25 protein-coding genes are annotated in these 25,885 nt (G+C 73.5%); 9 read left to right on the top strand and 16 right to left on the bottom strand.

All coding sequences use genetic code 11. From position 1 onward, the window contains the following. The first annotated feature begins 83 nt into the window (after positions 1-83). Positions 84-563: a carboxymuconolactone decarboxylase family protein gene (locus LQ327_RS12335; RefSeq protein WP_230733842.1), complete on the top strand. Its 480-nt coding sequence runs from the start codon at positions 84-86 to the stop codon at positions 561-563. 14 nt (positions 564-577) lie between these two features. On the opposite strand, the gene LQ327_RS12340 is transcribed toward LQ327_RS12335, so the two are convergent. Continuing rightward, complete coding sequence (locus LQ327_RS12340; protein ID WP_230733844.1) at positions 578-1,093, bottom strand: winged helix-turn-helix transcriptional regulator; 516 nt, start codon at positions 1,091-1,093, stop codon at positions 578-580. Between the two features lie 62 nt (positions 1,094-1,155). Here LQ327_RS12340 and LQ327_RS12345 point away from each other — a divergent pair, with 62 nt between their 5' ends. Both LQ327_RS12345 and LQ327_RS12350 read left to right on the top strand, forming a co-directional pair. After that, positions 1,156-2,616: an MFS transporter gene (locus LQ327_RS12345; protein WP_230733846.1), complete on the top strand. Its 1,461-nt coding sequence runs from the start codon at positions 1,156-1,158 to the stop codon at positions 2,614-2,616. Then, on the top strand, positions 2,561-3,088 hold the full coding sequence (locus LQ327_RS12350; RefSeq protein WP_230733847.1) for an OsmC family protein: 528 nt from the start codon (positions 2,561-2,563) through the stop codon (positions 3,086-3,088). Before LQ327_RS12345 ends, LQ327_RS12350 begins: the two co-directional genes overlap by 56 nt. Positions 3,089-3,161: 73 nt before the next feature. Here the strand turns inward: LQ327_RS12350 and LQ327_RS12355 are convergent, their stop codons facing one another. Both LQ327_RS12355 and LQ327_RS12360 read right to left on the bottom strand, forming a co-directional pair. Next, positions 3,162-4,265: a globin domain-containing protein gene (locus LQ327_RS12355; RefSeq protein ID WP_230735036.1), complete on the bottom strand. Its 1,104-nt coding sequence runs from the start codon at positions 4,263-4,265 to the stop codon at positions 3,162-3,164. 1,220 nt (positions 4,266-5,485) lie between these two features. Continuing rightward, positions 5,486-6,319 carry a hypothetical protein gene (locus LQ327_RS12360; protein WP_230733849.1) on the bottom strand — a complete coding sequence of 278 codons (834 nt, stop codon included), beginning with the start codon at positions 6,317-6,319 and terminating at the stop codon, positions 5,486-5,488. A 522-nt stretch (positions 6,320-6,841) separates the two neighbouring features. Here LQ327_RS12360 and LQ327_RS12365 point away from each other — a divergent pair. Beyond that, on the top strand, positions 6,842-8,572 hold the full coding sequence (locus tag LQ327_RS12365; RefSeq protein WP_372460657.1) for a nitric oxide synthase oxygenase: 1,731 nt from the start codon (positions 6,842-6,844) through the stop codon (positions 8,570-8,572). Between the two features lie 113 nt (positions 8,573-8,685). Here the strand turns inward: LQ327_RS12365 and mftM are convergent, their stop codons facing one another. The 4 genes from mftM to mdo all read right to left on the bottom strand — a co-directional run bounded on the left by mftM (position 8,686) and on the right by mdo (position 13,888). Beyond that, positions 8,686-9,624 carry a mycofactocin oligosaccharide methyltransferase MftM gene (mftM, locus tag LQ327_RS12370; protein WP_230733851.1) on the bottom strand — a complete coding sequence of 313 codons (939 nt, stop codon included), beginning with the start codon at positions 9,622-9,624 and terminating at the stop codon, positions 8,686-8,688. Positions 9,625-9,629: 5 nt separating this feature from the next. Beyond that, positions 9,630-11,174: a VWA domain-containing protein gene (locus LQ327_RS12375; protein WP_230733853.1), complete on the bottom strand. Its 1,545-nt coding sequence runs from the start codon at positions 11,172-11,174 to the stop codon at positions 9,630-9,632. Between the two features lie 37 nt (positions 11,175-11,211). Further along, entirely contained in the window at positions 11,212-12,495 is a 1,284-nt protein-coding gene (locus LQ327_RS12380; protein WP_230733855.1) for an AAA family ATPase, read from the bottom strand. A 100-nt stretch (positions 12,496-12,595) separates the two neighbouring features. Further along, a complete protein-coding gene (gene mdo, locus LQ327_RS12385; protein WP_230733860.1) occupies positions 12,596-13,888 on the bottom strand; it encodes an NDMA-dependent methanol dehydrogenase in 1,293 nt (430 codons plus the stop codon). Between the two features lie 262 nt (positions 13,889-14,150). On the opposite strand from mdo, the gene LQ327_RS12390 reads away from it, so the two are divergent. Next, positions 14,151-14,870 carry an SDR family NAD(P)-dependent oxidoreductase gene (locus LQ327_RS12390; protein ID WP_230733865.1) on the top strand — a complete coding sequence of 240 codons (720 nt, stop codon included), beginning with the start codon at positions 14,151-14,153 and terminating at the stop codon, positions 14,868-14,870. Between the two features lie 3 nt (positions 14,871-14,873). On the opposite strand, the gene LQ327_RS12395 is transcribed toward LQ327_RS12390, so the two are convergent. The 3 genes from LQ327_RS12395 to LQ327_RS12405 all read right to left on the bottom strand — a co-directional run bounded on the left by LQ327_RS12395 (position 14,874) and on the right by LQ327_RS12405 (position 17,117). Further along, positions 14,874-15,710, bottom strand: a complete 837-nt coding sequence (locus LQ327_RS12395; protein WP_230733867.1) for a type IV toxin-antitoxin system AbiEi family antitoxin — start codon at positions 15,708-15,710, stop codon at positions 14,874-14,876. A gap of 437 nt (positions 15,711-16,147) precedes the next feature. Next, the gene (locus tag LQ327_RS12400; protein WP_230733875.1) at positions 16,148-16,522 is read right to left on the bottom strand and encodes a GntR family transcriptional regulator; all 375 of its coding nucleotides are present in this window, start codon (positions 16,520-16,522) and stop codon (positions 16,148-16,150) included. Between the two features lie 7 nt (positions 16,523-16,529). Continuing rightward, entirely contained in the window at positions 16,530-17,117 is a 588-nt protein-coding gene (locus LQ327_RS12405) for an acyl-CoA-like ligand-binding transcription factor (RefSeq protein ID WP_230733877.1), read from the bottom strand. 185 nt (positions 17,118-17,302) lie between these two features. Here LQ327_RS12405 and mftA point away from each other — a divergent pair, with 185 nt between their 5' ends. The 4 genes from mftA (at position 17,303) to LQ327_RS12425 (ending at position 20,114) form a co-directional block, all read left to right on the top strand. After that, positions 17,303-17,401, top strand: a complete 99-nt coding sequence (gene mftA / locus LQ327_RS12410) for a mycofactocin precursor MftA (protein ID WP_230733883.1) — start codon at positions 17,303-17,305, stop codon at positions 17,399-17,401. Then, the gene (mftB, locus tag LQ327_RS12415; RefSeq protein WP_230733889.1) at positions 17,401-17,709 is read left to right on the top strand and encodes a mycofactocin biosynthesis chaperone MftB; all 309 of its coding nucleotides are present in this window, start codon (positions 17,401-17,403) and stop codon (positions 17,707-17,709) included. The genes mftA and mftB overlap by 1 nt, the downstream gene beginning before the upstream one ends. 16 nt (positions 17,710-17,725) lie before the next feature. Beyond that, on the top strand, positions 17,726-18,940 hold the full coding sequence (mftC, locus tag LQ327_RS12420) for a mycofactocin radical SAM maturase (RefSeq protein ID WP_230733897.1): 1,215 nt from the start codon (positions 17,726-17,728) through the stop codon (positions 18,938-18,940). 178 nt (positions 18,941-19,118) lie between these two features. Further along, positions 19,119-20,114: a class I fructose-bisphosphate aldolase gene (locus tag LQ327_RS12425; RefSeq protein WP_230733899.1), complete on the top strand. Its 996-nt coding sequence runs from the start codon at positions 19,119-19,121 to the stop codon at positions 20,112-20,114. A gap of 1 nt (position 20,115) precedes the next feature. On the opposite strand, the gene LQ327_RS12430 is transcribed toward LQ327_RS12425, so the two are convergent. From LQ327_RS12430 to LQ327_RS12455, 6 genes are read right to left on the bottom strand one after another with little or no spacing between them, the layout of a single operon-like run. Continuing rightward, positions 20,116-21,000, bottom strand: a complete 885-nt coding sequence (locus LQ327_RS12430) for a LysR family transcriptional regulator (protein WP_230733901.1) — start codon at positions 20,998-21,000, stop codon at positions 20,116-20,118. 16 nt (positions 21,001-21,016) lie between these two features. Next, complete coding sequence (locus LQ327_RS12435; protein WP_230733903.1) at positions 21,017-22,033, bottom strand: AAA family ATPase; 1,017 nt, start codon at positions 22,031-22,033, stop codon at positions 21,017-21,019. Continuing rightward, positions 22,020-22,475 (bottom strand): ribulose bisphosphate carboxylase small subunit, encoded by a 456-nt coding sequence (locus LQ327_RS12440; RefSeq protein WP_230733906.1) that lies wholly within the window; start codon positions 22,473-22,475, stop codon positions 22,020-22,022. The genes LQ327_RS12435 and LQ327_RS12440 overlap by 14 nt, the downstream gene beginning before the upstream one ends. A gap of 10 nt (positions 22,476-22,485) precedes the next feature. Beyond that, positions 22,486-23,910 carry a form I ribulose bisphosphate carboxylase large subunit gene (locus tag LQ327_RS12445; RefSeq protein WP_230733908.1) on the bottom strand — a complete coding sequence of 475 codons (1,425 nt, stop codon included), beginning with the start codon at positions 23,908-23,910 and terminating at the stop codon, positions 22,486-22,488. Between the two features lie 37 nt (positions 23,911-23,947). After that, a complete protein-coding gene (locus LQ327_RS12450) occupies positions 23,948-25,210 on the bottom strand; it encodes a GAF domain-containing sensor histidine kinase (RefSeq protein ID WP_230733909.1) in 1,263 nt (420 codons plus the stop codon). Next, the gene (locus LQ327_RS12455) at positions 25,207-25,884 is read right to left on the bottom strand and encodes a response regulator (protein WP_230733911.1); all 678 of its coding nucleotides are present in this window, start codon (positions 25,882-25,884) and stop codon (positions 25,207-25,209) included. The genes LQ327_RS12450 and LQ327_RS12455 overlap by 4 nt, the downstream gene beginning before the upstream one ends. Position 25,885 lies beyond the last annotated feature (1 nt).

The following is a 25,885-nucleotide window of genomic DNA, read 5'->3' on the forward strand; positions in this document are numbered from 1 at the left end:
CTCCGTGCGTCGGTGTCATCACTCTGACCGACCGGCCCGGCGGAACGTGACCGAGCCGGCGGTCCGACACCGAGGAGAACGTCATGACCACGACGACCACGACCGTCGAGCAGCGCATGCCCAACCCGGCCGCCCTCCTGCCCGGCGTGGGTGAGGCGATCGGCGGACTGGCCGCGGCCGCCCGCTCCGGCGGGCTCCCGGAGGGCCTGCTCGAGCTGGTCCACCTGCGGGTGAGCCTCATCAACGGGTGCTCGTCCTGTGTCCACGCGGGCACGACGGGGGCCCGGGCGGCCGGGGAGAGCGAGGACCGGCTGGCGACGGTCGGGGCCTGGCGCGAGGCGCCGTGGTTCACCGACGCCGAGCGCGCCGCACTCGAGCTCGCGGAGCACGTCACCCGTCTCGCCGATCGCGGCGAGGCCGTCCCGGACGGGCTGTGGGCCGAGGTCACGCGCCACTTCGACGAGCCCGGCATCGCGGCCCTGCTGCTCTGGATCGCCACGTCGAACCTGTTCAACCGGCTCAACGCGCCGGTGCGCCAGCCCGCCGGCGGCGGGTGGAGCTAGGGCAGTGGCGGGATCTAGGGCAGCGGCGTCTGCATCCGGTGCGACGCGCGCAGTGCCCGGCTGACGTCGTCGTCGCGACGCGGGACGTCCGGCCCGCCCTCCGGCCGCACGACCAGGTCGGCCGGGCCGGGCACCGCGCCGCAGCGGGGGCACCGGCCGTCGGGGTCGGTGTCCGGTTCGCCACCGGCGGGGCAACCGGCGTGGGCGAAGCGGCGCACCGTCCCGCCGTCGGAACGCTGCCGGGACTCGCCCCAGGTGGCCAGCGACCGCAGCGCGGGCCAGAGCGTCGCGGCGTCCTCGGTGACCCGGTAGCCCGACCCGTCACGGTGCAGGAGCCCGGCGTCGACGAGGCGGGCGAGGCGGTCGGAGAGCACCGCGCGCGGGACGTCGAGGTGCGCGACGAGGTCGGCGAAGCGGTGGACGCCGAAGAAGCAGTCGCGCAGCACCAGCAGCGTCCAGCGGTCACCGACCACCTCGAGCGCGCGCGCCATCGCGCAGTCCTGCTGCGGATATCCCTGGCCGAGCGGCACGGAGACCAGGGTAACTCCGAAGCGGTTCAATGACCGAACCGGACGTGCTAGCGTTCCGGACCGTGCGGTCCACATCCGGCGCCACGGTCGCCGTCGCCTCCGCGGCCACGTTCCTCGCGCTCGTCGCCTTCACCACCCCGCTCGCGACGCTGCCCGCGACCTCCGTCGCGCTCGGCTCCGGCCCCGAGGGCCAGGCGTGGATCCTCAGCTCGATGAGCATCGGGCTCGGCGTCGCGCTGCTCTCCACCGGTGCGGTCGCCGACGACCTCGGACGGCGCCGGGCGCTCGTGCTCGGCAGCCTCGTCCTCGCCCTGTCGTCGGTCGTGTGCGCGCTCTCCCCGACGACGGCGGTGCTCGTCGCCGGGCGGATCGGGGCGGGGGTGGGCGCCGCGGCGCTCATCGCGGCGGGCCTCGGCCTCATCGGCCACGCCTTCCCCGCGGGGACGCCGGAGGCGCGGCGGGCGAGCGGCATCTGGGGCGCGTCCCTCGGGGCGGGGATCGCGGTCGGGCCGCTCCTGGCGACCGGCGCGGAGCGGTTCGCCGGGTGGGCGGCCTCGTACTGGCTCGAGGCCGTGCTCGCGGTCGCGCTCGGTCTGGCGGCGCGGTTCCTGCTCGCGGAGTCCCGCGCGGAGCACCCGCGCCCGATCGACGTGCCGGGGGTCGTCCTGCTGGCCGCGGGCGTCGGGGTCCTGCTCACCGGTCTCGTCGAGGCCCGCAGCGGCCCGACCCGGCCGGTCGTGATCGTCCTGGTCCTCGGCGGCCTCGTCCTGCTCGGGGTGTGGTTCGCCGTCGAGCGCCGCAGCTCCTCCCCCATGATCGACCCGGACCTGTTCCGGTCCCCGCACTTCCTGGCCGCGACGCTCGCGGCGTTCGCGACCGGCGCGGGGATCATCGCGACGTCGTCGTTCCTGCTCACCGTGATGGCCCGCGGCCTGGGGGCCTCCGAGGTGATCGGCGCCGTGATCCTGCTGGCCTGGTCGGCGACGGGCGTGGTCACCTCCCTGCTCGCGCGCCGGCTCCCGACGTCGTGGAGCGGGCGCCTCCAGCTGGCGGTCGGACTCGTCGTCGTCGCGGTGGGTCAGCTGATGCTGCTCGGGGCGACGCCGGGCGACTCGCCGTGGCGCTACGTCCCCGGGCTGCTCGTCGCCGGGATCACCAGCGGGGTGGTGAACTCCGCGCTGGGCCGCGAGGCGGTCGCGAGCGTGCCCGCCGGGCGCGCGGCGATGGGCAGCGGCGCGAACAACACCGCCCGCTACGTCGGGTCGGCCATCGGGACCACGGTAGTGGCTGTGGTGGCCACCCGGCCCGGCCTGCCGCCCGGCCCGGCGGGGCTGCTGCAGGGGTTCGACACCGCGATCCTCGTCGCCACCGCGTTCTCGGTGCTCGGGGCGATCGCGGTCTTCGCCTGCCGTCCGCGCCGCCCGGCTCGAGGGGGCGCCACGTCGCCCGAACAGGCAGACTCGGGGGATGGACAAGGCAGCGCTCGCCGAGACCCAGGGCCCTCTCAAGCAGCAGTACCGTGACGACCCGGGATCCGCGGTCGTCGTCCTGAAGGCGGACGGTGATCTCGACGGTTCGGGCATCGCCTGCCGCGTGTCGACCGCGCAGGCGATGGTCGAGGCCGGCCTGCACCCCGCGACCGGCGGCACCGGGGAGCTGCTCTGCTCCGGCGACATGCTGCTCGAGGCGCTCGTCGCCTGCTCCGGGGTGACGCTGCGGGCGGTCTCCACGTCGATGGGCGTCGAGATCCGCGGCGGGACCATCCACGCCGAGGGCGACCTCGACTTCCGGGGAACGCTCGGCGTCGCGAAGGACGCCCCGGTCGGCTTCAAGGACATCCGGCTCTCGTTCGACCTCGACACCGACGCCGACGACGAGACCCTCGCGACGCTGCACAAGCTCACCGAGCGGTACTGCGTCGTCTACCAGACGCTCGTGAACTCCCCGCAGGTCTCGCTGGAGCTCGGCAAGCAGTCCGCCGGCGCCCAGGCCTGACCGACCGGCCCCGAACGACGACGGCCCCCTCGCTCACGTCGGAGCGAGGGGGCCGTCGTGCGTCGTGGACCCGTCAGTCGGTGTGGTACGGGTCGTAGTGGATCTGCATGAAGGGCGTGCCCGCGTCGAGCATCGCCGAGACCGTCGAGCGGACCATCGGCGGTGAGCCCGCGACGACGACCTGCCGGTCGGCCCACGCGCCGTAGCGCGCGACCACCTCGCCGAGGGTGCCGGTCTCGGCGCCGTAGCGCCTGCCGTCCTCCTCGACGACCGGGACCACCGTCAGCCAGGGGTTGTCCTGGGCCATGCGGCGCAGCGTGTCGATGTCGTAGAGCGAGTCCCACGTGCGGCCGCCGACGAACAGCGCCACCTTGCGGTCCGAGCCGTCGACCATGAGCTGCTCGATGAGCGACCGGGCCGGGGCGAGCCCGGTACCGCCGGCGACCATCAGCAGGTCGGCCCGCGAGCGCGGGTCCAGCGTCATCTGGCCCATCGGCGGACCGATGCGCCACACGTCACCGACGTGGGCGTGCGACACGATCGCCCGGCTGACCCAGCCCCCGGGGACGGTGTGGACGTGGAACTCCATCACGCAGTCCGGGCCGGGCGCGTTCGCCGGGGTCAGTGAGCGCCACATCCGCGGACGCTGCGGCGTCTCCACCGAGACGTACTGACCGGCGAGGTACGGCACCGGCTGGCTCGTCTGGACCCGCACGACGGCGAGGTCGGGCGCCACCCGGCGGTGCTCCATGACCCGGGCCATCCAGACGGCCGGACCGCGCTCGGCGTCCGCCGCCTCGCGCATCGCCTGCGAGACGATGCCGTAGGCGGTCACCCAGGCGTTCTCGATCTCCGTGGTCCAGGCGCGGCCGGCCATCTCCTTGATGGCTCCGACGAGGGCCTGGCCGACCTTGTCGTAGTGCTCGCCGATGACCCCGAACTTGCGGTGGTCACGGCCGAGCTGGCGCAGGAAGACGGTCAGCTCGTCGGGGCGGTCGACCATCTGCACGACGTGGACCAGCGCGCGGAGCAGCCGGGTGCGCTGGAGCTCCATCGTCACGGGGAAGAGGTCGCGGGTCTCGGGCGCGATCCGGAAGAGCCAGCCGTAGAACAGCTGGGTCAGCTCGTCGGCGCGCGGGGCGACCAGCTCGAAGCTGGACCGGATGATCGACACCATGTCGGACGCGTCCGGCTGCGGCGCCGGCGCGGCATCGCGCGGTGTCGGCAGGCCGACGCCGTCGGCCATGCCGGTGGGCCCGACCGGAGCGGCCATCGCCGTCGTGCGGGCCGGCTCGTCGAGGGAGGAACGGCTGCCGGGGCTCCCGAAGCCGGAGCCGCCGTAGCCGGGGTCGCCGTGGTCGGGGCCACCGAAGCCGGAACTGCCGAAGCCGGAGCCGCTCGGGCCGGAGCTGCCGAAGCCGGGCTCGCCGTAGCTCGACCCGCCGAAGCCGGAGCCGCCGAACCCGGGGCCGCCGAAGGACGACCCGTTCTGGCCGGGGCCGCCGATCCCGGAGCCGCCGAAGCCGGGCTCGCCGTAGGAGGAGCCGCCGTAGGGAGACCCGCCGTAGCTCGAGCCGCCGAGGCCGGGGTCACCGAAGCCGGAGCCGCCGCGCTCGTCGTATCCACCGGTCGAGTAGCCGTCGTACCCGCCGGAGGAGGAGCGACCGCCGAACCCGCCGCTCTGGTGGGTCCCGGAGGAGTAGCCGCCGGTGTCGTAGCCGCCGGTCTCGTACCCACCGGTCTCGTAGCCGCCGGGCTCGTACCCGCGATCGGGCTCGCGGGGAGCGGGCGGCGGATACGCCTGGCTGCGCGGCGGAGGCGGAGGTACCGCTGCTCCTCGGCCGGGGGCTTGGCTCATCGTGGTCCCGTCGTCGCGCCGGTCGTCGGCGATGTCGAACACGGCGTCATCCGGGTCGTACGACCCGCTCCCGAAGGCTCCCCGACCGCCCGGTCCGGTGCCGGACGACCCCGACCCTCCGAGATCGGACGAGCCGTGGCCCGCCACCGTGCCCCGGTCCAGGGCGGCTGCGCCCCAGCCGCCGCCGCGTTCGCGGTCCGGAGTGGCCCACGTGCCGTCATCCCGGCCGGGGCCCGCGTCGCGGGGAGGACCCGCAGGCCCGCCGGGGCCATGACGCCCCGTGTCGGGACCGTTGTTCCTCGCTGCGGTCACGTCCGGTCGACTCCTCATCTCACGATGACTCGCTCGGCCCCCCGCGAGGGCACCCTACCGGTGGGCACTAGCGCGTCACGCTACTCGGTGTTTCCGCGCGAGCATCCGGCGTGTCCGGTCTTGCGGCCAGCGTACGGCCGTGACCGGTGAACGGTGTCGCCTCCGACCTCGAACAAGCGACGAGAAGGTGGTCGTCGTCACCCGTCGTCGCCAGGCGACCGTTCTCCTCACCCGTGGGGGGAGTCCTGGTGCTGGGCGGTCGACGTCCCCGTGGTCGACGGCTGTGCGCTCGAGGACTTCGCGCCCGACGACTTGGTGCGCGAGGCCTTCGTGCTCGACGTCGGCGCGGACCCGCTGTCGGACGTCGGCTGCCCGGCGCCGGCGGCCTGGGACGACCGCGACGGCAGCGAGGACTGCTCGGCCACCGGGCGGGGTGCGGCGGACGTGGTCCGGCCCGTCGAGGGCCGCGTGGTGGCGGAGCGTGGCGTCGCCGACCGTGTCGAGCTCGAGGTCGGGCGCGACGACGTCGGGTGCTGGCGCGTGGAGGTGGGCGTCGGCCGGCTCGTCGTCGGTCGCGGGGCGCTCGTCGAGGAGGGCGCTCCGCTCGACGGGGCGGCGGGGGCCGGCCCCAGGGCGCCGTGGTCGTCGGAGGTGCCGTGGTCGACCGGGGCGCCGTGGTCGTCGGCGCGGATGAGGTCGGCGCCCGCGACCGCCGGGTCGGCCAGCCGACCGTCCTGCGTCGAACCGTCGCCCGAGGCGCCGTCCGACGTCGTGGGCTGCGTCGAGGCCGGGTCGGCCAGTGCGGGGGAGGGGCTCGCGGGCAGGACGCCCTCCGCGCCGGTCGGCGTGAGGCCGAGCGCCAGCCCGACCCCGCCGACGCTCAGGGCGCCGAACGCCGCCACCGCCGCGGGCACGGCCGTGGCCCGACGACGACGGGTGCGGGCGGCGCGTGGGGCGGCCTCGTCGAGCAGTGCGGCCATCTCGTCCGCGCGCTCGCGCATCTCGCCCGCGCGCCCGCGACCGCCGTTCCCACCGGGACGGCCTCGTCCGGCTCGGCTCACGCGTGGTCCTCCCACCGTCGTCTCGTCACGCACGGTTCACGCAACGACTACTGCCGGTCGTCGGCCCAGACTGCCAGACGGTGCGGCGGCGGGTCATCGGGGTCCGGACACGGACGGCCCGGACGAGTGACGAACGGTGATGAGGTGCCACACACCGGCGAGCGACGGGCGACCCCTACAGTGGTGCCCCGTGACCTCTTCGGGATCCGTCGGTGCGAGCCGCGTCCGGAACCGGTCCCGCCGGGCCGGGCGGGGCCACTCGAACCGGGCTCCCGACGTGGGATCGTTGCGCGTTCGGAGGGCACCAACTGGTCCGGATGGTCGATGACCTACGGGCTGCTCACCGGATGATTTGAGTCCGAACGGCCAGATCCTTTTCCGTTGTCCGGCCGTGATGATGGACGGCGGGCGCGCGGGGGTCCGGCTCGGGTCGTCCGGGGACGACGGTGATGGACAGGGACATCGCCGGCGTCGCGGGCGATCGGCATGACGAAACGGCAGGACCTCGGACACGGAGGTGGCATGGCGCGCGGCATGGCCACGATGGCCGTGAACGGTTCCTCGGCGGACGCCGAGGACCCGAGCACGCCGGCCGGCGGTATCCCGACCCCGGACCGGTCGGCGGTCGTCCCCGACCCCGGTCACGCCGGAGAGCCGACGGCACCGCTGATGGCGCAGGATGCGAGCGGTCCGGCGCCGACGGCGTCCGGGACGCCGTCTCCCGCCTCCGAGTCGTCCGCCCCCGAGCCGTCCGCAGCCGAGCCCTCGGCGTCCGAAGAGGCTGCGCGTCCCCGGCCCACTCCGCGGCCGCGGCCCTTCCGGAAGCCGTCCGACCAGCCCGCGTCCGGCCCGTCCGAGGACCCGGCGCCGACCGTGGCGTCGCGGCCCACCGACCCGGCCGCGACGGCGGTGGCCCCCCGGGTGCCCGCCGCCCGGACGGCCTCCCCTCCGGACGGGGCCACGGACCCCACGGCCGGCCCGGACCCCGCCGACGCCGCTCCCGACCCGGACGCCGTGCCTGACGGCGCCCCCGCCGCCACGGACGGCGCCGACCCGACGTCGTGGGGTGCGCCCGCGTCGTCGTCGACCTCGGTGGCACCGGTCGATCCCGAGGAGGCCGAGGAGTTCCTCCGGCTCTTCTACGCCGAGGCCGACGAGCCCGGCGCCACCGCCGTCAAGGGCTCCGCCGGCCGGACCGCCCCGCTCGAGGAGCGCCTCGAGGAGGTCCGCGACGAGATCGAGCGGACCGGCACGTACGTCCACACCTCCGCGGAGCTGGCTTTCGGGGCCCGCGTCGCCTGGCGGAGCTCCGCGCGCTGCATCGGCCGGCTGTACTGGCGCAGCCTGCACCTGCGCGACCGCCGCCACGTCGTCGCGCCCGACGAGGTCGCGGCCGAGTGCGTCGGGCACCTCGACGACGCGACCCGGCGCGGCCGGATCCGTTCGACGATCACGGTGTTCGCCCCGGACACCCCGACCGCCCCGGGTCCGCGGGTCTGGAACGAGCAGCTCATCCGCTACGCCGGGTACCGCACCGGCGGCCGGGTGCTCGGCGACCCGCGCTACGTCGGGTTCACCGACCACGCCCGCTCGCTCGGCTGGGTCCCGCCCTCGCCGATGGGCCGCTTCGACGTGCTCCCGCTCGTGGTCTCGGGCGGCGGGGAGTGGGCCGAGAAGGGCCCGCAGTTCTACGAGGTGCCGCCGGAGTCCGCGCTCGAGGTGGAGCTCACCCACCCCGACCACGACTGGTTCGCGGAGCTGGGACTGCGCTGGCACGCCCTGCCGGTGATCAGCAACATGCGGCTCGACATCGGCGGCGTCTCCTACCCCGCGGCCCCGTTCAACGGCTGGTACATGGCCACCGAGATCGGGGCGCGGAACCTGTCGGACTCGGAGCGCTACGACATGCTCTCCGAGGTCGCCGAGCGCATGGGCCTGGACACCTCGACCGACCGGACCATGTGGCGCGACCGGGCCGCCGTCGAGCTGACCCTCGCCGTCCAGCACTCGTTCGACCAGGCCGGCGTCTCGATGGCCGACCACCACGGCGAGTCGCAGCGCTTCCTGCGCCACCTCGAGCGTGAGGAGAGCGCCGGGCGGACCTGCCCGGTCGACTGGAGCTGGATCGTCCCGCCGATCTCCGGGGGACTCACGCCGGTGTTCCACCGGTACTACGACGAGCCGTCCGAGTCCGGCCCGATGTTCCGCATGGACCCGCAGCAGGCCGCGCGGGGTCAGGGCTGCCCCATGTGAACGATTTTGGTCGCTCTGACGACCAAAATCGCACACGTGACCGACGGTCAGCCGCCCCGCTCAGTGGACTCGCTGGGGCGTGCGATTCTGGTCGTCAGAGCAACCACATTCGTTCACAAGTCGCAGACGAGCCAGCCGCCGTGGTCCTCGTCCACGCGGAACCGGGCGCCGGTGCGCTCGCCGAGCGCGGTCAGCGTGTCGGGGTCGAAGCGGCACAGGTGGCCGTAGACCGGGTCGGGGACCTCCTCGTACGGCACCGCCACCACCACCCGCCGTCGGGCGACCCGGCACGCCTCGGCGAGCACCGCGGCCGACTCGCCCGTGGGCAGGTGCTCCAGCAGGTGGATCGCGGTGACCGTGTCGACGGCGTCGTCGACCAGCGGGACCGCCCGCGCGTCACAGGCCAGGGTGCGCAGCCGCGACGCCGCCTCCGGGACCACCCCGGCGGCGGCCACCGCCGACAGGAGCCGCATCGTGCCCGAGGTGTGGTCGGTCGCGGTCACGTCGAGCCCGCGCTCGGTCATGAGGAGCGGGAGGAAGCCGAAGCAGGTCCCGAGGTCGACGACCGACGTGCCCACGACCTCGTCGAGCGCCCGCGCGTGCACCGGCGCGAAGCCGGCGAGCGAGGCCTCCGGCGGCCCGTCCGCGGCCGCGCGCTCCGGGTGGCGCAGGACGGCGAGGGAGTTGGCGTAGAACGTCGACCACGCCGTCAGCGGGTCGCCCACCGTCGAGCGGATGATGCCGGTGACGACCCGCTCGAAGACCGGCGCCGAGTCCACCACCGCGCCGAGCTCGCCCGCGACCAGCGCCGAGACGTCGTCGTCGAGCTCGTCGGGACGGAAGCGGTGCAGGACGAGCAGGCGGCCGCCGGGACGGTGGACCTCGAAGTGCTCGGTGAGCAGCTCCGGGGTGCGCTGCGAGGCGAGCCGGACCGGGACGGCGGCGCGGTCGAGGTGGCACACCACCACGGAGCCGTTCTCCCACCGGCCGGGATGGCCGGGGGCGAGCGGGTCGATGCGGGCACTGCCTGCCGCGGGCGGGGTGAGGGTCACCGCCGCTATCGCCCGATCATCTCGGCGACCATGTCGTGGCTGACCTCCGAGAGTCCGGTCAGGTCGCGGACCACGCGGATGCGGTCGACGAACTCGGCGTACTGCGGCAGGTCGCACGCGCCCAGGCCCCACGAGTAGCGGGGCTCCGGGGTCAGCCAGATCGTCTCGCGGGCGCGCCGCGAGATCTCGGCGAACGCCTCGATGTTCGGGTCGTTCCCGTTGCCGCGCCCGTCGCCGAGGATGATCACCGTGGAGCGTCGGTTCACCGCGGACGCGTGGTCCTCGAGGAAGGTGCCGAACGCCTCGCCGTAGTTGGAGTTGGCGTCCACGTCGAGCATGTCGCCGCCGAAGATCAGCCCGAGGGCGTCCTCCACGGTGTGGTCGGCGAACAGGTCGGTGACCTCGACCAGGTCCTCCACGAACGCGAACGAGCGCACCTGGCCGAACATGTCCTGCAGCCCGTGCACGAGGTGCAGGGTGAACCGCGCGGTGGCGCGCACCGAGAGCGAGACATCGGCGAGGATCACCAGGCGCGGCTTGTCCTCGGTCCGGCTGACCGTCACCGGGGTGAACGGGATGCCGTCGAAGCGCATGTTCCGGCGCATGGTCCGGCCGGCGTCGATACGGCCCCGCGGGGACTGGCGCCGGCGGTGGGTCAGCGCCCCGTGCAGCGTCTTCGCCAGCCGCCGCAGCGAGTCCTCGAGCTGCTGGCGCTCGTGCTCCTCGGCGCGGTCGACCTCCGCCTTGTGCGCGTCCTCGTCGGCGCACCCGCCGTCCATGACCCGCTGCTCGATCTCCAGCAGCCGCTCGAGGTGCGCCTTGATCGCCTCGGGGAGGTTCTCGAGCATCCCGGCGAGGCGGCGGCGCAGGGCCATCGCGTCGGTCTCGTCGCCCTCGTCGTCGATGCCGTCCTCGACGCCCTGCAGCCAGCCCAGCAGCGCCTCCTGCTGGGCCACGTTGAGGTCGGCGTCGACCTTGGTTCCCGACGACGTCGCGATCTCACCCGGGATGCCGCCACCGTGCAGGTGGTCGGTCTCGATCTGGACCTTCTCGCCGGTGTTCGTCTGGTCGGTGGCGCCGTCCTTGGAGAAGACGATCTCGTCGGTCATCGCCGCGAGGTCGATCTTGTTGGCCTCCTGGTGCAGGTTGTACTGCTGCGCCATGTCCTCCGGGTCGAAGAACTCCTTGATGTCCACCGGCTTGCCGTGGTCGTGACCCTGCTCCGGGGTCTCCGACGGCTCCTCGGAGAGGGTGAAGTTGTCCAGCGACCCGTCGTCGGAGAGGTCCTCGTGGCCGTGCCCGTGGCCGTGCCCGGTGTCCTCCGTGCCGATCCGCACCAGGGCGAAGAACGCATCGAAGATCTCTTCGAAGGTGGCCTCGTCGCGGATGTCCTTGATCAGTGCGACCTGCAGCGCGGCCTTGAGCGTCGCACGGTCGGCGAGCACGCCCGGCTCCCGCGCACACCGCATGGCGTCGAGGACCTCCGAGGTGGAGATCCGGACCTGGCGGATGCGCAGGAGCCGCACGAAGCGGTGGATGCTGGCCTCCATCGCGGGGCCTCCTCTCGAGAGCGGCCGGGCGGCGGAGCTACAGGGCGCGGCGCTTGCCGAGGCCGCCGCCGAACGACCGGCTGCCCTGGCTCGAGCTGACCGGTCGCGGCTTCGACTCCGGACCCTCGCCGCGGCGCGCGGCCTCCTTGGCCTCGGTGCCCGCCGCGTAGTGGCCCACGTGGCGACCCTCCTGGTCCTTCGCCGCCCGCACCGCGCGGCCGTCGGGACCGTCGTCCTCGTCGTCGACGGTGGCGGGGCGGCTCTGCCCGTTCGCGGGCGCGTCGTGCGAGTGGTCGCCGTCGTGCCCGTGGCCGTGCCCATGTCCGTGGCCGTGCCCGTGCGCGTCGTCGACGACGGTGTTCGGGTCCACGAGCTTCGGGAGCGCGCCGAGCGCCTTCGTGACGTCCTTGTCGTACTTCACGACGACGGAGACCGTGTCGGCGAGGATCTGGGAGTTCAGCTCGTCGACCCCGAGCACGGCGAGCGTGCGGGCCCAGTCGATCGTCTCGGAGATGCTGGGCGCCTTGCGCAGCTCCAGCTCACGCAGCCCGCGAACCACCTCGACGAGCTCCCGCGCGGCGGCCTCGGGCAGCCCGGTGTGCTTCGAGCGGACGATCTCGAGCTCCCGCTCGGCACTCGGGTAGTCGAGGAACAGGTGCAGGCAGCGGCGCTTGAGGGCGGCGGCCAGGTCGCGGGTGTTGTTGCTGGTGAGGATCACGTAGGGCGCGTTCTCCGCGGCGAAGGTCCCGACCTCGGGCACCGAGATCTGGAACTCGCCCAGGGTCTCGAGCAGGACCGCCTCGAGCGCCTCGTCGGCCCGGTCGACCTCGTCGATGAGCAGGACGACCGGCTCCTCGGAGCGGATCGCCTGGAGCAGCGGGCGCGGCGCCAGGAAGCGCTCGGAGAAGAAGACCGAGTCCTGCGCGCCGATCCGGTCCACGGCGCTGGGGATGTCGGGGGCGTCCTCGACGACCTGCCCGATCTTCTCCCGGAGGATCTGGGTGTAGAGCAGCTGCTTGCCGTAGTCCCACTCGTAGAGGGCCTTGGTCTCGTCCTGACCCTCGTAGCACTGCAGCCGCAGGAACCGCCTGCCGGTCGCGACGGCGAGCATCTTGGCCAGTTCGGTCTTCCCGACGCCGGCCGGGCCCTCCAGCAGGAGCGGCTTCTCGAGGCGGGTGAGGAGGAAGACGGTGGTGGCCAGCCGCCGGTCGGCGATGTAGCCCTGGGCCGAGAGTGCCTCGACCACGGCGTCGACCGAGTCGAACGGGCCGGCCTGGGCGGCCGTGGTCTCGGGGGCGGCCTGCTCGGACGTGCTGGTCACGCGGGGTCCTTCCTACGGTGCACGGTCGGGGAACGCACCGGTGCCCGGCGGGCCCTGGAGGGCTCCGCCGGGCACCGGGTACCAGTATCAGCCAGGGAACTCAGCTGAGCAGGTCGTCGAGGTCGCCGTTGAGGCAGTGGTCGACGACGGGGCGCACCGTGGTGAAGGTGCACTCCTTCGGGTTGCCCGGCGTGCAGGCGTCACCGAGGACGTGGTTGGTGATGCGGTCCACGTCGGCGTCGTTACCCGTGATGGTCTTCTCGTTCTCGTAGAACTTCGTCGGGCCCTGGCCCAGACGGTTCTTCGAGTACGAGTCCTGGGTGACGTCGGTGAACTTCTCCGGGATGCCCACGTCGCGGAGCAGCCGGATGGAGGCGGCGAGCGCGGCCTCCGCGGCCTGCACGTCGGTCATGTGCGTGGTGTCCACGCCCATGGCCGTCGCGATCTTCGCGAAGCGCTTGTAGGCGACCGGCATGTTGAACGCCCACACGCGGGGGAGCGCGACGGCGTTGTTCAGGCCGTGGTGGGTGTCGTAGAAGGCCGACACCGCGTGCGAGATCGAGTGGATGATCCCGAGGCCACCGGAGTTGAACGCCTGGGCGGCGATGTACTGCGCGTACATCATGCCCTCGCGGCCGGGGAGGTCCTGGCCGTTCCACACCGCCTCGCGCAGGTTCGCCGCGGTCAGTTCGATGGCCCGCAGCGCGTTGCCGAGGCTCGGCTCGAAGTTCAGCCGCGAGACGTAGGGCTCCGAGGCGTGCGCGAGGACGTCGAACCCGCACTGGGCGGTGAAGTCGATCGGGCAGTCGTAGTAGAGCACCGGGTCGTCGATGGCCAGGGAGGTCACCGAGTTGTCGTCGAACGCGACGTACTTGTGCGGGTTGTTCGGGTCCGTCGTCGTGTCGGTGATGACGTAGGCCCAGGAGGTCTCCGAGCCGGTGCCGGCCGTGGTGGAGACCGCGATGTGCGGGGGGTTCTTCGGGTTCTCGGACTGGTTGAAGCCCTCGAACTCGTTGACGTTGCGGCCGTCGTGCGAGACCGAGATCCGGGCGCCCTTGCAGGCGTCGTGGGAGGAGCCGCCGCCGATCGACACGAAGCTGTCGCAGGCGTTCTCCTGGTACAGCTTCACGGCGTCCATGACGTTGTAGTCCTTGGGGTTGGACTCAACCTGGTCATAGATCACGGTGTCGACGCCGTGGTACTTCATGGACTCGCTGATCTTGTGCACGATGTCGGTGCCGCGCAGGCCCGACGTCATGATCAAGGTCTTCTTGAAGCCCATCTTCAGGGCCTCGGGGCCGATCATCTCGTGCGAACCGGGCCCGAGGAGCGCCCGCGGGAACGGGTGGAACTCCTTGATCGGGAACGGCTTGAGCAGCTCGTCGACCTGCATCTCGATCCTCTCGTCGTCGGGCGGACCCGCCTAGGTGCAGCCGGTCTGGCGTCCGCCGCGGACGGTAGGGGTGGCCGGAGTCACGGGCGAGAGCCCGCGCGTGATCCCGTTCACGGAGCGGGGAGATCACCCCGACGTTCGGAGGGTTTCGGGTGCTGCCCTTCGTGCCGCGCCGTGAGAATTCTGCAGTTGCCATCTTGTGGCGATAAATGATCGGGCACAAGCCCCGATTCGCGAGGTCGGTCGTGGGCAACTCGACGGGGTGGACGGAACGGATCTGGGCGGTCGCACCGCCGTCGTGACCGGCGCGAGCCGAGGTCTGGGGCGGGAGATCGCGACGCGGCTGGCGTCGTCGGGGGCGCGCGTCGTGGCGGTCGCGCGTGATGCGGCGGGGCTCTCGGACGCCGTCTCCGGTCTGGACGGTGACGTGTCGGCGCTGCCCGTGGATCTCGCCGACGTGGACGGGATCGCGGACGCCGTGGCCGGCGTCGGGGACGTGGACGTGCTGGTCAACGCGGCCGCGGTGATGAGCGCGCGGCGGTCGAAGACGCTGGAGATCTCATTGGACTCCTGGCGCTCGGTCCGGGCGATCGACCTGGACGCGCCGTTCGCGCTGATCTCCGCGTTCGTGCCCGGGATGGTCGAGCGCCGGTGGGGCCGGGTCGTCAACGTGACCGCGTGCCTCGGCCGGATGAGCGGGCCCGGGACGGCGGGCGGGCTCGCGCCGTACCGGGTGGCCAAGGCGGGGCTGAACGCGATGACGCGCAACCTCGCCCACGAGCTCGGGATGGGCCGGCGCGGCGTGCTCGTCGACGCCACCTGCCCGGGCCACTGCCGCACCGACATGGGCGGGCCGGACGCGCCCCGGTCGGTCGAGGAGGGGGCGGACACCGCGGTGTGGTTGGCGTGCCGGGGTGGGTCGCTGTCGGACCCGCCGCCGACGGGTCGGCTGTGGGAGGACCGGGTGGAGGTGCCCTGGTAGGGCTCAGGCCAGCTTGCGCATCACCCGGGCCGCCAGCTGGTCGAACGCCGCGGCGTCGAGCAGCATCGCCGAGGTCACGCGGGTGATGTCCCAACCGAGGTCGCCCAGATCGCCGTCACGGAAGGCGTCGCGGTTCTGGCCGGCGATCGTGCGGTGCTCGGGGCCGTCATACTCCAGTGCGACCTTCACGTGCGGCCACGCCAGGTCGAGCCGGACGCGCTTACCGCCGAGGAGGACCACGCGGTACTGCGGCACCGCCGGTGGCACCCCACGATCGAGCAGCCCGAGGCGGAGGCGCGTTTCGGGCAACGACTCCGCCCGCGGATCCGTGAGCTCCAGGACCCGCCGGACCTGCACCGTTCCCCGCGCCCGCGGGTGTGCGGCCGCGATCCGTCGGAGGTGTTCCGAGGTCAGGTGACAGCGATGGGCGACGGCGTCGACCGCGGCGACGGCCTCGACGAGAGGCACTCGTCGGGCGAGGTCGAAGGCGGTACGAGCGGGCGAGGTGATCGGGCAGCCATGCCGTTCGACGACCTCGTCCGACGGGAGGTGGTCGGTCCGCGTGGCGATGTCGTCCGGGGCCAGTCGGCAGTGCTGCGGCAGGACGACCTCGGCGTCGTCCCAGGGGCAGTCCGCGCCGTAGGCGAGTGCCGCCAGTGGCCCGGCGACGATCCCGCGCTCCCGGCTCCACGCGTGGAGGGCCTGGACGCGGACCCGGGTGTCGATCTCGGTGTCGGCCCCGACGTAGACATCCCGGTGCAGGTGGACGAAGTTGGGCCCCCGGAGCTGGTCGGCGGTCAGCAGGCCGAGTCCGACCGCGAGCGAGCCCCGGAACGGCACCCGTGTCTGTCGCGTCGGCGTCTCCACATCCGCTTGGAGTCGGTCCGGCGCCGATCGGTTCCATCGGATGTCCTGGCGCTGTGGGATCGGGCGGCCCATCGATGATCACCGGGCACCTGGCGGGGCGGAGCGAGATCCACGAGCCCGCTATGTGCCCGGTGATCAAGGGCCGGTCGAGCCCGATGTCAGCGATGCCGCATCGCTGACGCGGGGCGAGGCGGGGCGTCCGTAGAGGGGTGCCGAGGGTGGCCGGCGAGTGGTGCTCGGTCCCTGCGCGCCCGGCCCAGCCATTGGCGCGCGTTCAACGGGCACCTGGCGGGGTCGAACGAGATCCGCCAGCCCACCAGGTGCCCGGTGATCATGGTGCGGCCGCCCAGATGTCAGCGTCCTACTGAGCACACCGATAGGGGACCATCGCTGACAAGAGGGCGCCGGAGCTACCCGTCCGCCAGCGCCGCCCGCGCCAGATCCACCGCCCGCTCCGGCGACACCCCCAACGACCGCATCCGCGCCGCGTACTCCTGCGCCGCCTCCCGGGCCTCGTCACGCCCACCGCCGGAGGCATCCACCACGAACGTCCCCAACCGCCCGCGGGTCTCGACCACCCCGGCCGCCTCGAGCTCCCGGTACGCCCGCGCGACGGTGTTCGCCGCGAGCCCGAGATCCACCGCGAGCCGCCGCACCGCGGGCAGCCGCGTGTGCGGGGCCAACCGGCCGGAGCGCACCAGCGACGTCACCGACGCCCGTACCTGCTCGTAGGGCGCGACGGACGAGGCGGGGTCGACGTCGATCAACGTCACCGGATCGGTCACCGGGGGATCATCGCGCGGCGAACCCGCGCCCGAGGTCGTCGAACGCCTCCGCGGCCAGCGCGCGCAGCGCCGAGCCGTCCGCGCCCGGCATCGCCAGCCACGTCGTGAACACGCCCCGCATCGCCGCCACGACCACCCGGGCGAACACCTGCGGCCGCAGCTCGCCGGACGAACACCCCCACCGAGAGGCCGCGTCCACCGCGATCGCCTGCTCCCACGCCGCGTACCGGACGGCGGCCCGCGCGGCCACCTCGGGCACCGTCTCGATCAGCCCCAGACGGCGCCGCAGCACGGGGACGTCATCGTCGGCGTACGCGTTGACCTGCAGGAACGCCTGCCGGGCGGCCGTGACCGGGTCGAGCTCGGACGGCCCCGTGCGCAGCGCCGTGACCAGCGCGGCCAGGGCGTCGTCGAGCTCCCCGAGGACGACGTCGAGCTTGGTCGGGAAGTACCGGAAGAAGGTCCGCCGTCCGACGCCGCCGGCGGCCGCGAGGTCGTCGACGGTGACCGCGTCGAACCCGCGCACCGTGAACAGCTCCAGGGCGGCCGCCTCGAGCCGGCGGGCCCGCACGGTGCGCGTGGTGGCGGATGTCACGCCGACCAGTGTCCCCCGTCCGGGACGTCCGAAGCGACCACCTTCCTCGCGCGTACCAAACGAGATCGCGATCACGCCCCGCCCGTTCGGGCGGGACGTACTGCCCACGCCGACCCTGGCGAATGGCACCGAGTGCCGCTTAGTGTCTCGCTCGCCCGAGGTGATCTGACCCGCAGGAGGTAGCCATGGCCGAGCCCACCACCGACGTGAGCCAGGAGGCCCCGCTCGTCGAGGAGACCCTCGTCGAGGAGGTCTCGATCGACGGCATGTGCGGCGTCTACTGATGACCGCGGCTCCGGTGGGGACGGCCGAGGCCGCCCCCACCGGCGCCTTCGACCCGGCCGCCCCGTACCGCCTCGCCGAGTCGGTGTCGCTGCGCCCGGAGTCGTTCGGCGCCCTCGTCTACGACTTCCACACCCGCCGGCTGTCCTTCCTCAAGACGAAGCCGCTGGTCCGGGTGGTCGAGGCCCTCGCACACCACGACGACGTCCACGGCGCGCTCACCGCTGCCGAGGTCCCGGACGACCAGCGCGACCAGTACCTGCGCGCCCTCGCCGGCCTCGCGCAGGCGGGCACGATCCAGCCGCGGTAAAGGGAGCCACCACCACATGAAGCTCGTCGAGCACTTCACCCACGGCCTGACCTCCCCGATCTGCCTGACCTGGGAGCTCACCTACGCCTGCAACCTGAGCTGCGTCCACTGCCTCTCGAGCTCCGGGCGCCGCGACCCGAACGAACTGTCGACGGACGAGGCCAAGGCCGTCATCGACGAGCTCCAGCGCATGCAGGTCTTCTACGTGAACATCGGCGGCGGCGAGCCGACGGTGCGCAGCGACTTCTGGGAGCTGCTGGACTACGCGATCGCCCACGACGTCGGCGTCAAGTTCTCCACCAACGGCGTCAAGCTCGACAAGGCCCGCGCCGAACAGCTCGCGAAGACCGACTACGTCGACGTGCAGATCTCCCTCGACGGCGCGACGGCGGAGGTCAACGACCACGTCCGCGGCCCCGGCTCGTACGACACCGCGATCCGGGCGATGGAGAACCTCTACGAGGCCGGCTTCGGCCAGTTCAAGATCAGCGTGGTGGTGACCCGCCAGAACGTCGACCAGCTCGACGACTTCAAGGCGATCGCCGACCGCTACGGCGCCCAGCTGCGGATCACCCGGCTGCGCCCGAGCGGTCGCGGCGCCGACACCTGGGACGAGCTCCACCCGACCCAGCCGCAGCAGAAGCAGCTCTACGACTGGCTCGTCGCGCGCGGCGAGGACGTCCTCACCGGCGACTCGTTCTTCCACCTCTCCGCGTACGGCCAGGAGCTCCCGGGCCTCAACCTCTGCGGGGCCGGGCGCGTGGTGTGCCTGATCGACCCGGTCGGCGACGTGTACGCCTGCCCGTTCGCCATCCACGACCAGTTCCTCGCCGGCAACGTCCGCTCCGAGGGTGGGTTCCGGACGGTCTGGCAGGACAGCGAGCTGTTCGCCGAGCTGCGCGGCCCGCAGTCCGGCGGGGCGTGCACCAAGTGCTCGCACTACGACGCCTGCCAGGGCGGCTGCATGGCGGCCAAGTTCTTCACCGGCCTGCCGCTCGACGGCCCGGACCCGGAGTGCGTGCTGGGGAACGGCGAGACCGAGCTGGCGAAGCTGGAGATGGACACGATCGTCCCCAAGCCGTCGCTGGACCACTCGCACCGCACGACCCCGCAGCGCAAGGACGGCCCGGTGCCGCTGACGCTCTCGGTGCGCCGGCCGGACAAGGCGTGCGACTCCGACCCGCTCGCCGGAGAGGGACGTCGTCTGCCCGCCGGGGTCCGGGTGAACTGAGCCGGGTCGACCGAAGACCTCCCCCGGTGCCGCGGGCGATCCTCGCGGCACCGGGGTGAGCCCCAGGGCTACGTCCCCCGGCCGGTCCTCCGCGCGAGGGAGGTGGGGACGGGCCGGGGTACCTAGCGTCCGTGGTCGTGCCCGGCGGCTCCGCCGGGCCGGCCACGGAGGTTCTGCGATGACGACGACGGCGCCCGGCACCCGGGCGAGCGCCCTGCACACGACGGCCGCCGGCCTCGTCGGTGACGGCACGGGGATCCTCGCCGCGGACGAGAGCATCGCCACGATGTCGCGGCGCCTCTCCGACGCCGGCGTGTCGCCCACCGAGGAGCACCGCCGCGCCTACCGCGAGCTGCTCGTCACCACGGCCGACCTCGCCCGCGGGATCAGCGGGGTCATCCTCTGCGAGGAGACGCTGCACCAGCACGTCACCGACGGCCGGGACTTCCCGACGGCGCTCGCGGCGCTCGGTCTGGCCACGGGCGTCAAGGTCGACACCGGGACCGTCCCGCTGGCGGGCGCTCCGGGCGAGACGATCACCGAGGGACTCGACGGTCTGGCCGAACGGGTCGCGGACTGCGCCGCCCGCGCGGCCGTGTTCGCGAAGTGGCGCGCCGTGCTGACCATCGGCCACGGGACGCCCGGCGCCTGGGCGATCGAGGCCAACGCGCACGCCCTCGCCCGCTACGCCCGCGTGTGCCAGGACGTCGGGGTGGTCCCGGTGGTCGAGCCGGAGGTGCTGACGGCCGGGTCGCACCCGCTCGAGGTCTGCGCCGCGGTCACCCGGCGGGTGCTCGCCACGCTGCGCCGGGCCCTCGACGAGGCCGAGGTCGACCCGGCGGGCATGGTCCTCAAGCCGAACATGGTCACGCCCGGGTCGGGAGCCGCTCCGGTGGGACCCGACGCGGTGGCCCGCGCGACGGTCGACGCGCTGACCGCGACGATGCCCGATGATCTCGCCGGCGTCGCCTTCCTCTCCGGCGGCCAGTCCTCCGTCGACGCCGCGGCCAACCTCGCGGCGATCCGGGCCCTCCCGACGCCGTGGCCGGTGACGTTCTCGTTCGGCCGGGCCCTCGTCACGCCCGCGCTGGCCGCGTGGGCCGGGGACCCGGAGGCGGTCGGCGCCGCGCAGGCGGCGCTGATCCGCGAGGTCGGCCGCAACGTCGCGGCCTGAGTCAGGGCTGCTCGGCCCGGTCCCACCCCGGGACGTGGCCGGCGTGGACGTCGCGCACCAGCAGCTCGGTGCTCGCCGTCGCGTCGGGGTGGGTGACCAGGTGCCAGGGCCGCGCGAGCGGGGTCCCCGGCAGCGGCAGTTCGACCAGCGTCCCGTCCGCGATGAGGTCGCGCACCGCCTCGCGGGACACCAGCGTCGCGCCGAGCCCGGCGCGCGCGGCCGCGATCGTGGCCCCGTGCGAGCCCATGGTGAGGCTGCGCGGCTCGACCCCGAGGTCGTCGAGCAGCCCCGCGAGGGTGCTGCGTACCCCGGACCCCGGTTCGCGGAGCAGCCACGTCGCCGCCGCCGGGTCGAACCCGTCCGCCGTCGCCGGGGCGCCCACGACGGCGAGGGTGTTGGCCCGGGTGGCCCGGATCCGGGCGACGCTGCCGGCGGGCGGACGCCCGGCGACGACGACGTCCACCTCGTGGTCGCGCAGCAACGACCACACCCGCGTGCTGGGGGCGACGTCCACCCCGAGCTCGACGGCCGGGTGGCGGGCGCGGAAGGCGGCGAGCAGGTCGGGCAGCAGGTGCTCGCCCGCGGTGGTCACGGCGCCGAGCCGCACGTGGCCGTGCTCCGGGTCGGCCTCGCCGCGGGCGGCGGCGGTGGCCTCGTCGAGCAGGCCGAGCACCCGTCGGGCGTAGTCGGCGTACCGGCGCCCCGCCGGGGTGAGGCGTACCCCTCGTCCGTCCCGCTCGAGCAGCGGGACGCCGATCTCCTCGCCGAGCGCCCGGACGGCCGCCGAGACGGTGGACTCGGTGACGACGAGGTGGGCGGCCGCGCCGCGCACCGACCCGGCCTCGGCGAGCGCGACGAACGCGCGCATCCGCGAGGTCGTCGTCACCGGCCACCTCCCCGGCTCAGGTCCCCGAGGCGGCCAGACCTCCGGTGAACACCCGGCTGGCGCGCAGGTCCGCCGCGCGCAGGGTGACCAGGTCGTCCAGGCCGACCAGCCGGGAGCCGCCCTCCGAGAGTCGCCGCGCCTGGCGCATCCTCGCGCGGTCCAGCCCGTTGCGCACGCTCCGCGCGCCGGCGAACCACGGCTGGGAGACCCGCAGCGCGAGGTACTCCCGCAGCGCCGCCGCCGCGCCGTCGTCGAGCCGCAGCCCCCGCTCGCCCGCCATCGACGCCGCGATCGTCGTGAGCTCGTCGACGGTGAAGTCCGGGAAGTCGACGTGGTGGGCGACGCGGCTCTGCATCCCCGGGTTCGCGGTGAAGAACGACTCCATCCGGTCCGCGTAGCCGGCGAGGACGACGACGAGGTCGTCCCGGTGGGACTCCATCGCCTGCAGCAGGATCTCGATGGCCTCACCGCCGTAGTCGCGCTCGTTGCCCGGGCGGTGCAGGTAGTAGGCCTCGTCGACGAAGAGCACGCCGCCGATGGCCTTCCCGACGATCTCCTTGGTCTTCGGGGCGGTGTGCCCGACGTACTGGCCGACCAGGTCGTCCCGGGTGGCCGTCACGAGGTGCCCGCGCCGCAGGTAGCCGAGGCCGTGGAGCAGGTCGCCGATGCGCAGCGCCACGGTCGTCTTGCCGGTGCCCGGGTTGCCGGTGAAGCACATGTGCAGCGTCGGCGGGTCGCCCGCCACCCCGAACCGCTCCCGGACCCGGTCGACGACGAGCAGCGCGGCGAGCTCGCGCAGCCGCTCCTTGACCGGGGCGAGCCCGACCAGCTCGCGGTCGAGCGCGTCGAGCACGTCGTCGACGCGCGCCTCCCGGCGGACCTCGTCGAGGTCGACGACGGCGTCGGGGGCCAGCTCCGGCACCGGACCGTCGCCGTCCTCCGGGACCGGATCGACGGCGGCGACGGCGGGCACGCCGGTCGAGCGGCCCGCCGTCGCGAACCCGACGCGGCCCCGCTGCTCAGCGCCGGGCATGGCCGTTCCCCCGCGGGTCCGGCGCCGGGTAGCGCGAGCCCGCCGGGGCCTCCGTCGCGTACGGATGGACGGTGTAGCCGATCCGGCGGTCGGCCCCCTCGGCGCGGTCCAGCCGGAACCCGGGCTCGACGTCGGGGCGGTTCACCAGGAACGACAGCGCCACGGTCTGGCGGCCCAGGCTCGCGTCGTAGGCGGTGACCCGCACGTAGTGCTGCGGGTGCTCCTCCCGGCACGCGCGGACCTCGTCCATCACGGCGGCGGGGTCGACGAGGTCGAACATCGGCAGCCCCCACATCTCCCAGTAGGTGTTCCGGGGGTGCGGGTCGTCGGTGAACTCGACCGAGCACGGCCAGCCGTGCTCGAGCGCGTACGAGATCTGGCTCCGGATCTCGTCGTCGGTCAGGTCGGGCAGGAACGAGAAGGTGCCCTGGGTGATCCTCACGGTGTCCTCCTCAGGCCGGGGTGGGAACGGCGTCGACGGTGTCGGTGGAGGCGTAGTCGAAGGTGACGTCGCCCCAGGTCGAGAGGGCCATCTCTAGCGGCTTCGAGTGCCTGGCCGCCTTGCGGAGGATCTCCGGGCCCTGCGCGAGGTAGTCCGCGCCCTCGTTCCGCGCCTTGATCATCGCTTCGACGGCGACGCGGTTGGCCTCGGCGCCCTGCGCGATCCCCATCGGGTGGCCGATGGTCCCGCCGCCGAACTGCAGGATGGTGTCCTCGCCGAGGTGGTGCAGCAACTGGTGCATCTGACCGGCGTGGATGCCGCCGGACGCGACCGGCATCGTCGCGGGCATCGAGGCCCATTCCTGGTCGAAGTAGAGGCCCTTGCCCGGGTCGGCCGTGTAGCTGTTCTTGCGCAGCACGTCGTAGAAGCCGTGCACCGAGGCCGGGTCGCCCTCGAGCTTGCCGACGACGGTGCCCGCGTGGATGTGGTCGACGCCGGCCAGACGCATCCACTTGGAGATGACCCGGAAGCTCACGCCGTGGGTCTTCTGCCGGGTGTAGGTGGCGTGCCCGGCGCGGTGCAGGTGCAGGATCACGCCGTTGCGCCGCGCCCACTTCGACATCGACTGGATGGCCGTGTAGCCCACGGTCAGGTCGAGCATGACGATCACGCTGCCGAGGTCCTTGGCGAACTCGGCCCGCTCGTACATGTCCTCCATGTCCGCGGCGGTGATGTTGAGGTAGTGGCCCTTGACCTCGCCGGTCTCGGCCTGCGCCTTGTTCACCGCCTCCATGCAGGACAGGTAGCGGTCGCGCCAGCGCATGAACGGCTGCGAGTTGATGTTCTCGTCGTCCTTGGTGAAGTCCAGGCCGCCCCGCAGCGCCTCGTAGACCACGCGGCCGTAGTTGCGCGACGACAGGCCGAGCTTGGGCTTGGTCGTCGCCCCGAGCAGCGGGCGCCCGAACTTGTTGAGGTACTCCCGCTCGGTGACGATGCCGTGCGGCGGGCCGGGGAAGGTCTTCACGTAGTGCGCCGGGATCCGCATGTCCTCGAGGCGCAGCGCCTTGAGCGGCTTGAAGCCGAAGACGTTGCCGATGATCGAGCTGGTGAGGTTCGCGATCGACCCCTCCTCGAACAGGTCGAGGTCGTAGGCGATGTAGGCGATCCACTGGCCCTCTGCCCCCGGGACGGCGTCCACGCGGTAGCACTTCGCCTGGTAGTGCTCGTGGGTGGTGAGGCGGTCGGTCCACACCACGGTCCAGGTCGCGGTGCTCGACTCCCCGGCCACGGCGGCGCCCGCCTCCTCCGGCGGCACCCCCTCCTGCGGCGTCACGCGGAACGCGCAGAGCAGGTCGGTGTCCTTCGGTACGTAGTCGGGCTGCCAGTACCCCATCTCCGCGTAGGGGATGACGCCCGCACTCCATCGATCGGCCATGGCGACGAGCGTGCGGGGCCGGGACCGCGAAGGACAATCAAGTGTTCCGGGCCGACACTTCGCCGTTCGGTTGATTGTCGTCCTGGTGGCGCGGCAGCGGGGCGGTGACGGCGAGCGTGGTCCCCTCCCCGGGGCGGGAGGTGAGGCGGACGGTGCCGCCGATCAGTTCGGCCCGTTCGCGCACCGAGGCCAGCCCGAATCCGCCGGTGTCGTCGGGCGGCGCGGTGCCGTCGGGAGGTCGCAGGTCGGCGGGGGAGAAACCCACCCCGTCGTCGCCGATCGCGAGCCGCACGTCCGCGGTGCCGATCGCCAGGCGCAGCGTCACCCGCCGGGCGCCGGCGTGCTTGAGCACGTTCTGCAGCGCCTCCTGGGCGATGCGGTAGAGCGCGATCTCCAGGTGGTCGGGGAGCCGGCGCTCGGCGAGGTCGAGCGAGGTGTCGACGCCGGGGACCCCGCGGGCGAGCGCGGCGAGCGCGCCGGCGAGCCCGAGGTCGTCGAGCACCGGGGGCCGCAGCGCCCCGATGGCCGCGCGGGCCTCCTCCAGCGTGGTGTCGACGAGGCCGCCCGCGACCTCGAGGTCGGCGCGGGCCGGGCCCGGGTCGCCGCGGTCGAGGTGGGTCAGCGCGGCGTCGAGGTGGAACCAGAGCGACACCAGCCGCTGGGAGATCCCGTCGTGGATGTCGCGGGCGAGCCGGCGGCGCTCCGCCTCCTGCGCGGCCACCGTCTGCTCGGCGAACCGCTCGTGCGCGCGCTCCCGGGCCGCGAGCCGCCGGTGCATGCGGGCCTGGTGCAGCGTGCCGGCGAGCAGCCGGCCGATCGCCAGCAGCAGGCGCACGTCGCGGTCGTCGAACGGGCGCCGGGCGAGGGTGTGCACGTTGAGGACGCCGGCCAGGCCGCTCGGCTCGCTGATCATCGGCACCGACACCATCGAGGTGTAGTCCTGCCCGCGCAGCGCCGGGATGGGGAGGTAGCGCGGGTCGGACTCCTTGTCCTCGACGATCACCACCGGCTCGCGGTGGCTCGCGACCCAGCCGCTGACCCCCTCACCGAGCGGCAGGTGGACCGCGCCGACCTGGGTGTCGAACGGCGGGGTGGCCCCGAGCAGCGTGAGGGCGCGCTCGGAGTCGTCGAGGACGTGGACGAAGCAGACGTCGGTGGCGGTCGCCTCGGTGATCACGCGGGCCACCGCCGCGGCCCGCGTCTCCACGTCCGGGCCGCTCGCCGTCGCCTCGATGATGTCCAGCAGGACGGCGTTCTCGCGTTCCGGGTCGTCGAGCCCCAGCCCGCGCGGGCCCGTCACCGGAACACCCCTTCCCGCAGCGCCGCCGCCACGGCAGCCGTGCGGTCCGGGACCTGCAGCTTGCGCAGCACCGAGCGCACGTGGCTCTTCACCGTCTCGTCGCCGATCACCAGGCGGGACGCGATCGCGCGGTTGCTGCACCCCGAGACGAGCAGCGCCAGTACCTCGCTCTCGCGGTGGGTGAGCCCGAGGTGCGCGCCCGGCCAGAACTCGTCGCGCTCCAGGCGGGCGGCGGACTCGACGACCCGGCCGGCCATCGTCGCGTCGATCACCGTGGTGCCGGTCGCGGCGAGCTCGAGCTGGCCGACCAGCTCCTCGCCGCGGATGCGCTTGAGCAGGTAGCCCGCGGCGCCCGCGCGCAGCGCCTGGAAGAGGTACTGCTCGTCGTCGTAGACCGAGAGCAGCACGACGCGGGCCTCGGGCATCCGTTCGGCCAGGCGGCGGCACAGGTCGAGCCCGCTCTCGCCCTGCATCCGGACGTCGGCGAGCACGAGGTCCGGGCGCAGCGACCCGACGAGGTCGAGGGCGTCCGCCACGCCGTGTGCGGAACCGACCACCCGGATCCGCCCGGTGAACGGCGCGAGCATCGCCTTCAGGCCGGCCACGACCATCTCGTGGTCGTCGACCACGACGACCCGCAGCGGACCTGCCGTCGAGGGTGTGACGGAGGCCATC

The sequence above is a fragment of the Actinomycetospora endophytica genome (assembly GCF_021026375.1).
In the GTDB taxonomy this organism is placed as follows: Bacteria; Actinomycetota; Actinomycetes; order Mycobacteriales; family Pseudonocardiaceae; genus Actinomycetospora; species Actinomycetospora endophytica.

What these genes read in the sequence shown, in the direction of transcription:
- mftB (WP_230733889.1), top strand. Translation starts at nt 17,401, where the DNA reads ATGACCGCGGCTCCGGTGGGGACGGCCGAGGCCGCCCCCACCGGCGCC.
- LQ327_RS12445 (WP_230733908.1), bottom strand. Translation starts at nt 23,910, where the DNA reads ATGGCCGATCGATGGAGTGCGGGCGTCATCCCCTACGCGGAGATGGGG.
- LQ327_RS12425 (WP_230733899.1), top strand. Translation starts at nt 19,119, where the DNA reads ATGACGACGACGGCGCCCGGCACCCGGGCGAGCGCCCTGCACACGACG.
- LQ327_RS12335 (WP_230733842.1), top strand. Translation starts at nt 84, where the DNA reads ATGACCACGACGACCACGACCGTCGAGCAGCGCATGCCCAACCCGGCC.
- mdo (WP_230733860.1), bottom strand. Translation starts at nt 13,888, where the DNA reads ATGCAGGTCGACGAGCTGCTCAAGCCGTTCCCGATCAAGGAGTTCCAC.
- mftA (WP_230733883.1), top strand. Translation starts at nt 17,303, where the DNA reads ATGGCCGAGCCCACCACCGACGTGAGCCAGGAGGCCCCGCTCGTCGAG.
- LQ327_RS12375 (WP_230733853.1), bottom strand. Translation starts at nt 11,174, where the DNA reads ATGGAGGCCAGCATCCACCGCTTCGTGCGGCTCCTGCGCATCCGCCAG.
- LQ327_RS12365 (WP_372460657.1), top strand. Translation starts at nt 6,842, where the DNA reads ATGGCGCGCGGCATGGCCACGATGGCCGTGAACGGTTCCTCGGCGGAC.
- LQ327_RS12455 (WP_230733911.1), bottom strand. Translation starts at nt 25,884, where the DNA reads ATGGCCTCCGTCACACCCTCGACGGCAGGTCCGCTGCGGGTCGTCGTG.
- LQ327_RS12355 (WP_230735036.1), bottom strand. Translation starts at nt 4,265, where the DNA reads ATGGTGTCGATCATCCGGTCCAGCTTCGAGCTGGTCGCCCCGCGCGCC.
- LQ327_RS12435 (WP_230733903.1), bottom strand. Translation starts at nt 22,033, where the DNA reads ATGCCCGGCGCTGAGCAGCGGGGCCGCGTCGGGTTCGCGACGGCGGGC.
- mftC (WP_230733897.1), top strand. Translation starts at nt 17,726, where the DNA reads ATGAAGCTCGTCGAGCACTTCACCCACGGCCTGACCTCCCCGATCTGC.
- LQ327_RS12350 (WP_230733847.1), top strand. Translation starts at nt 2,561, where the DNA reads ATGGACAAGGCAGCGCTCGCCGAGACCCAGGGCCCTCTCAAGCAGCAG.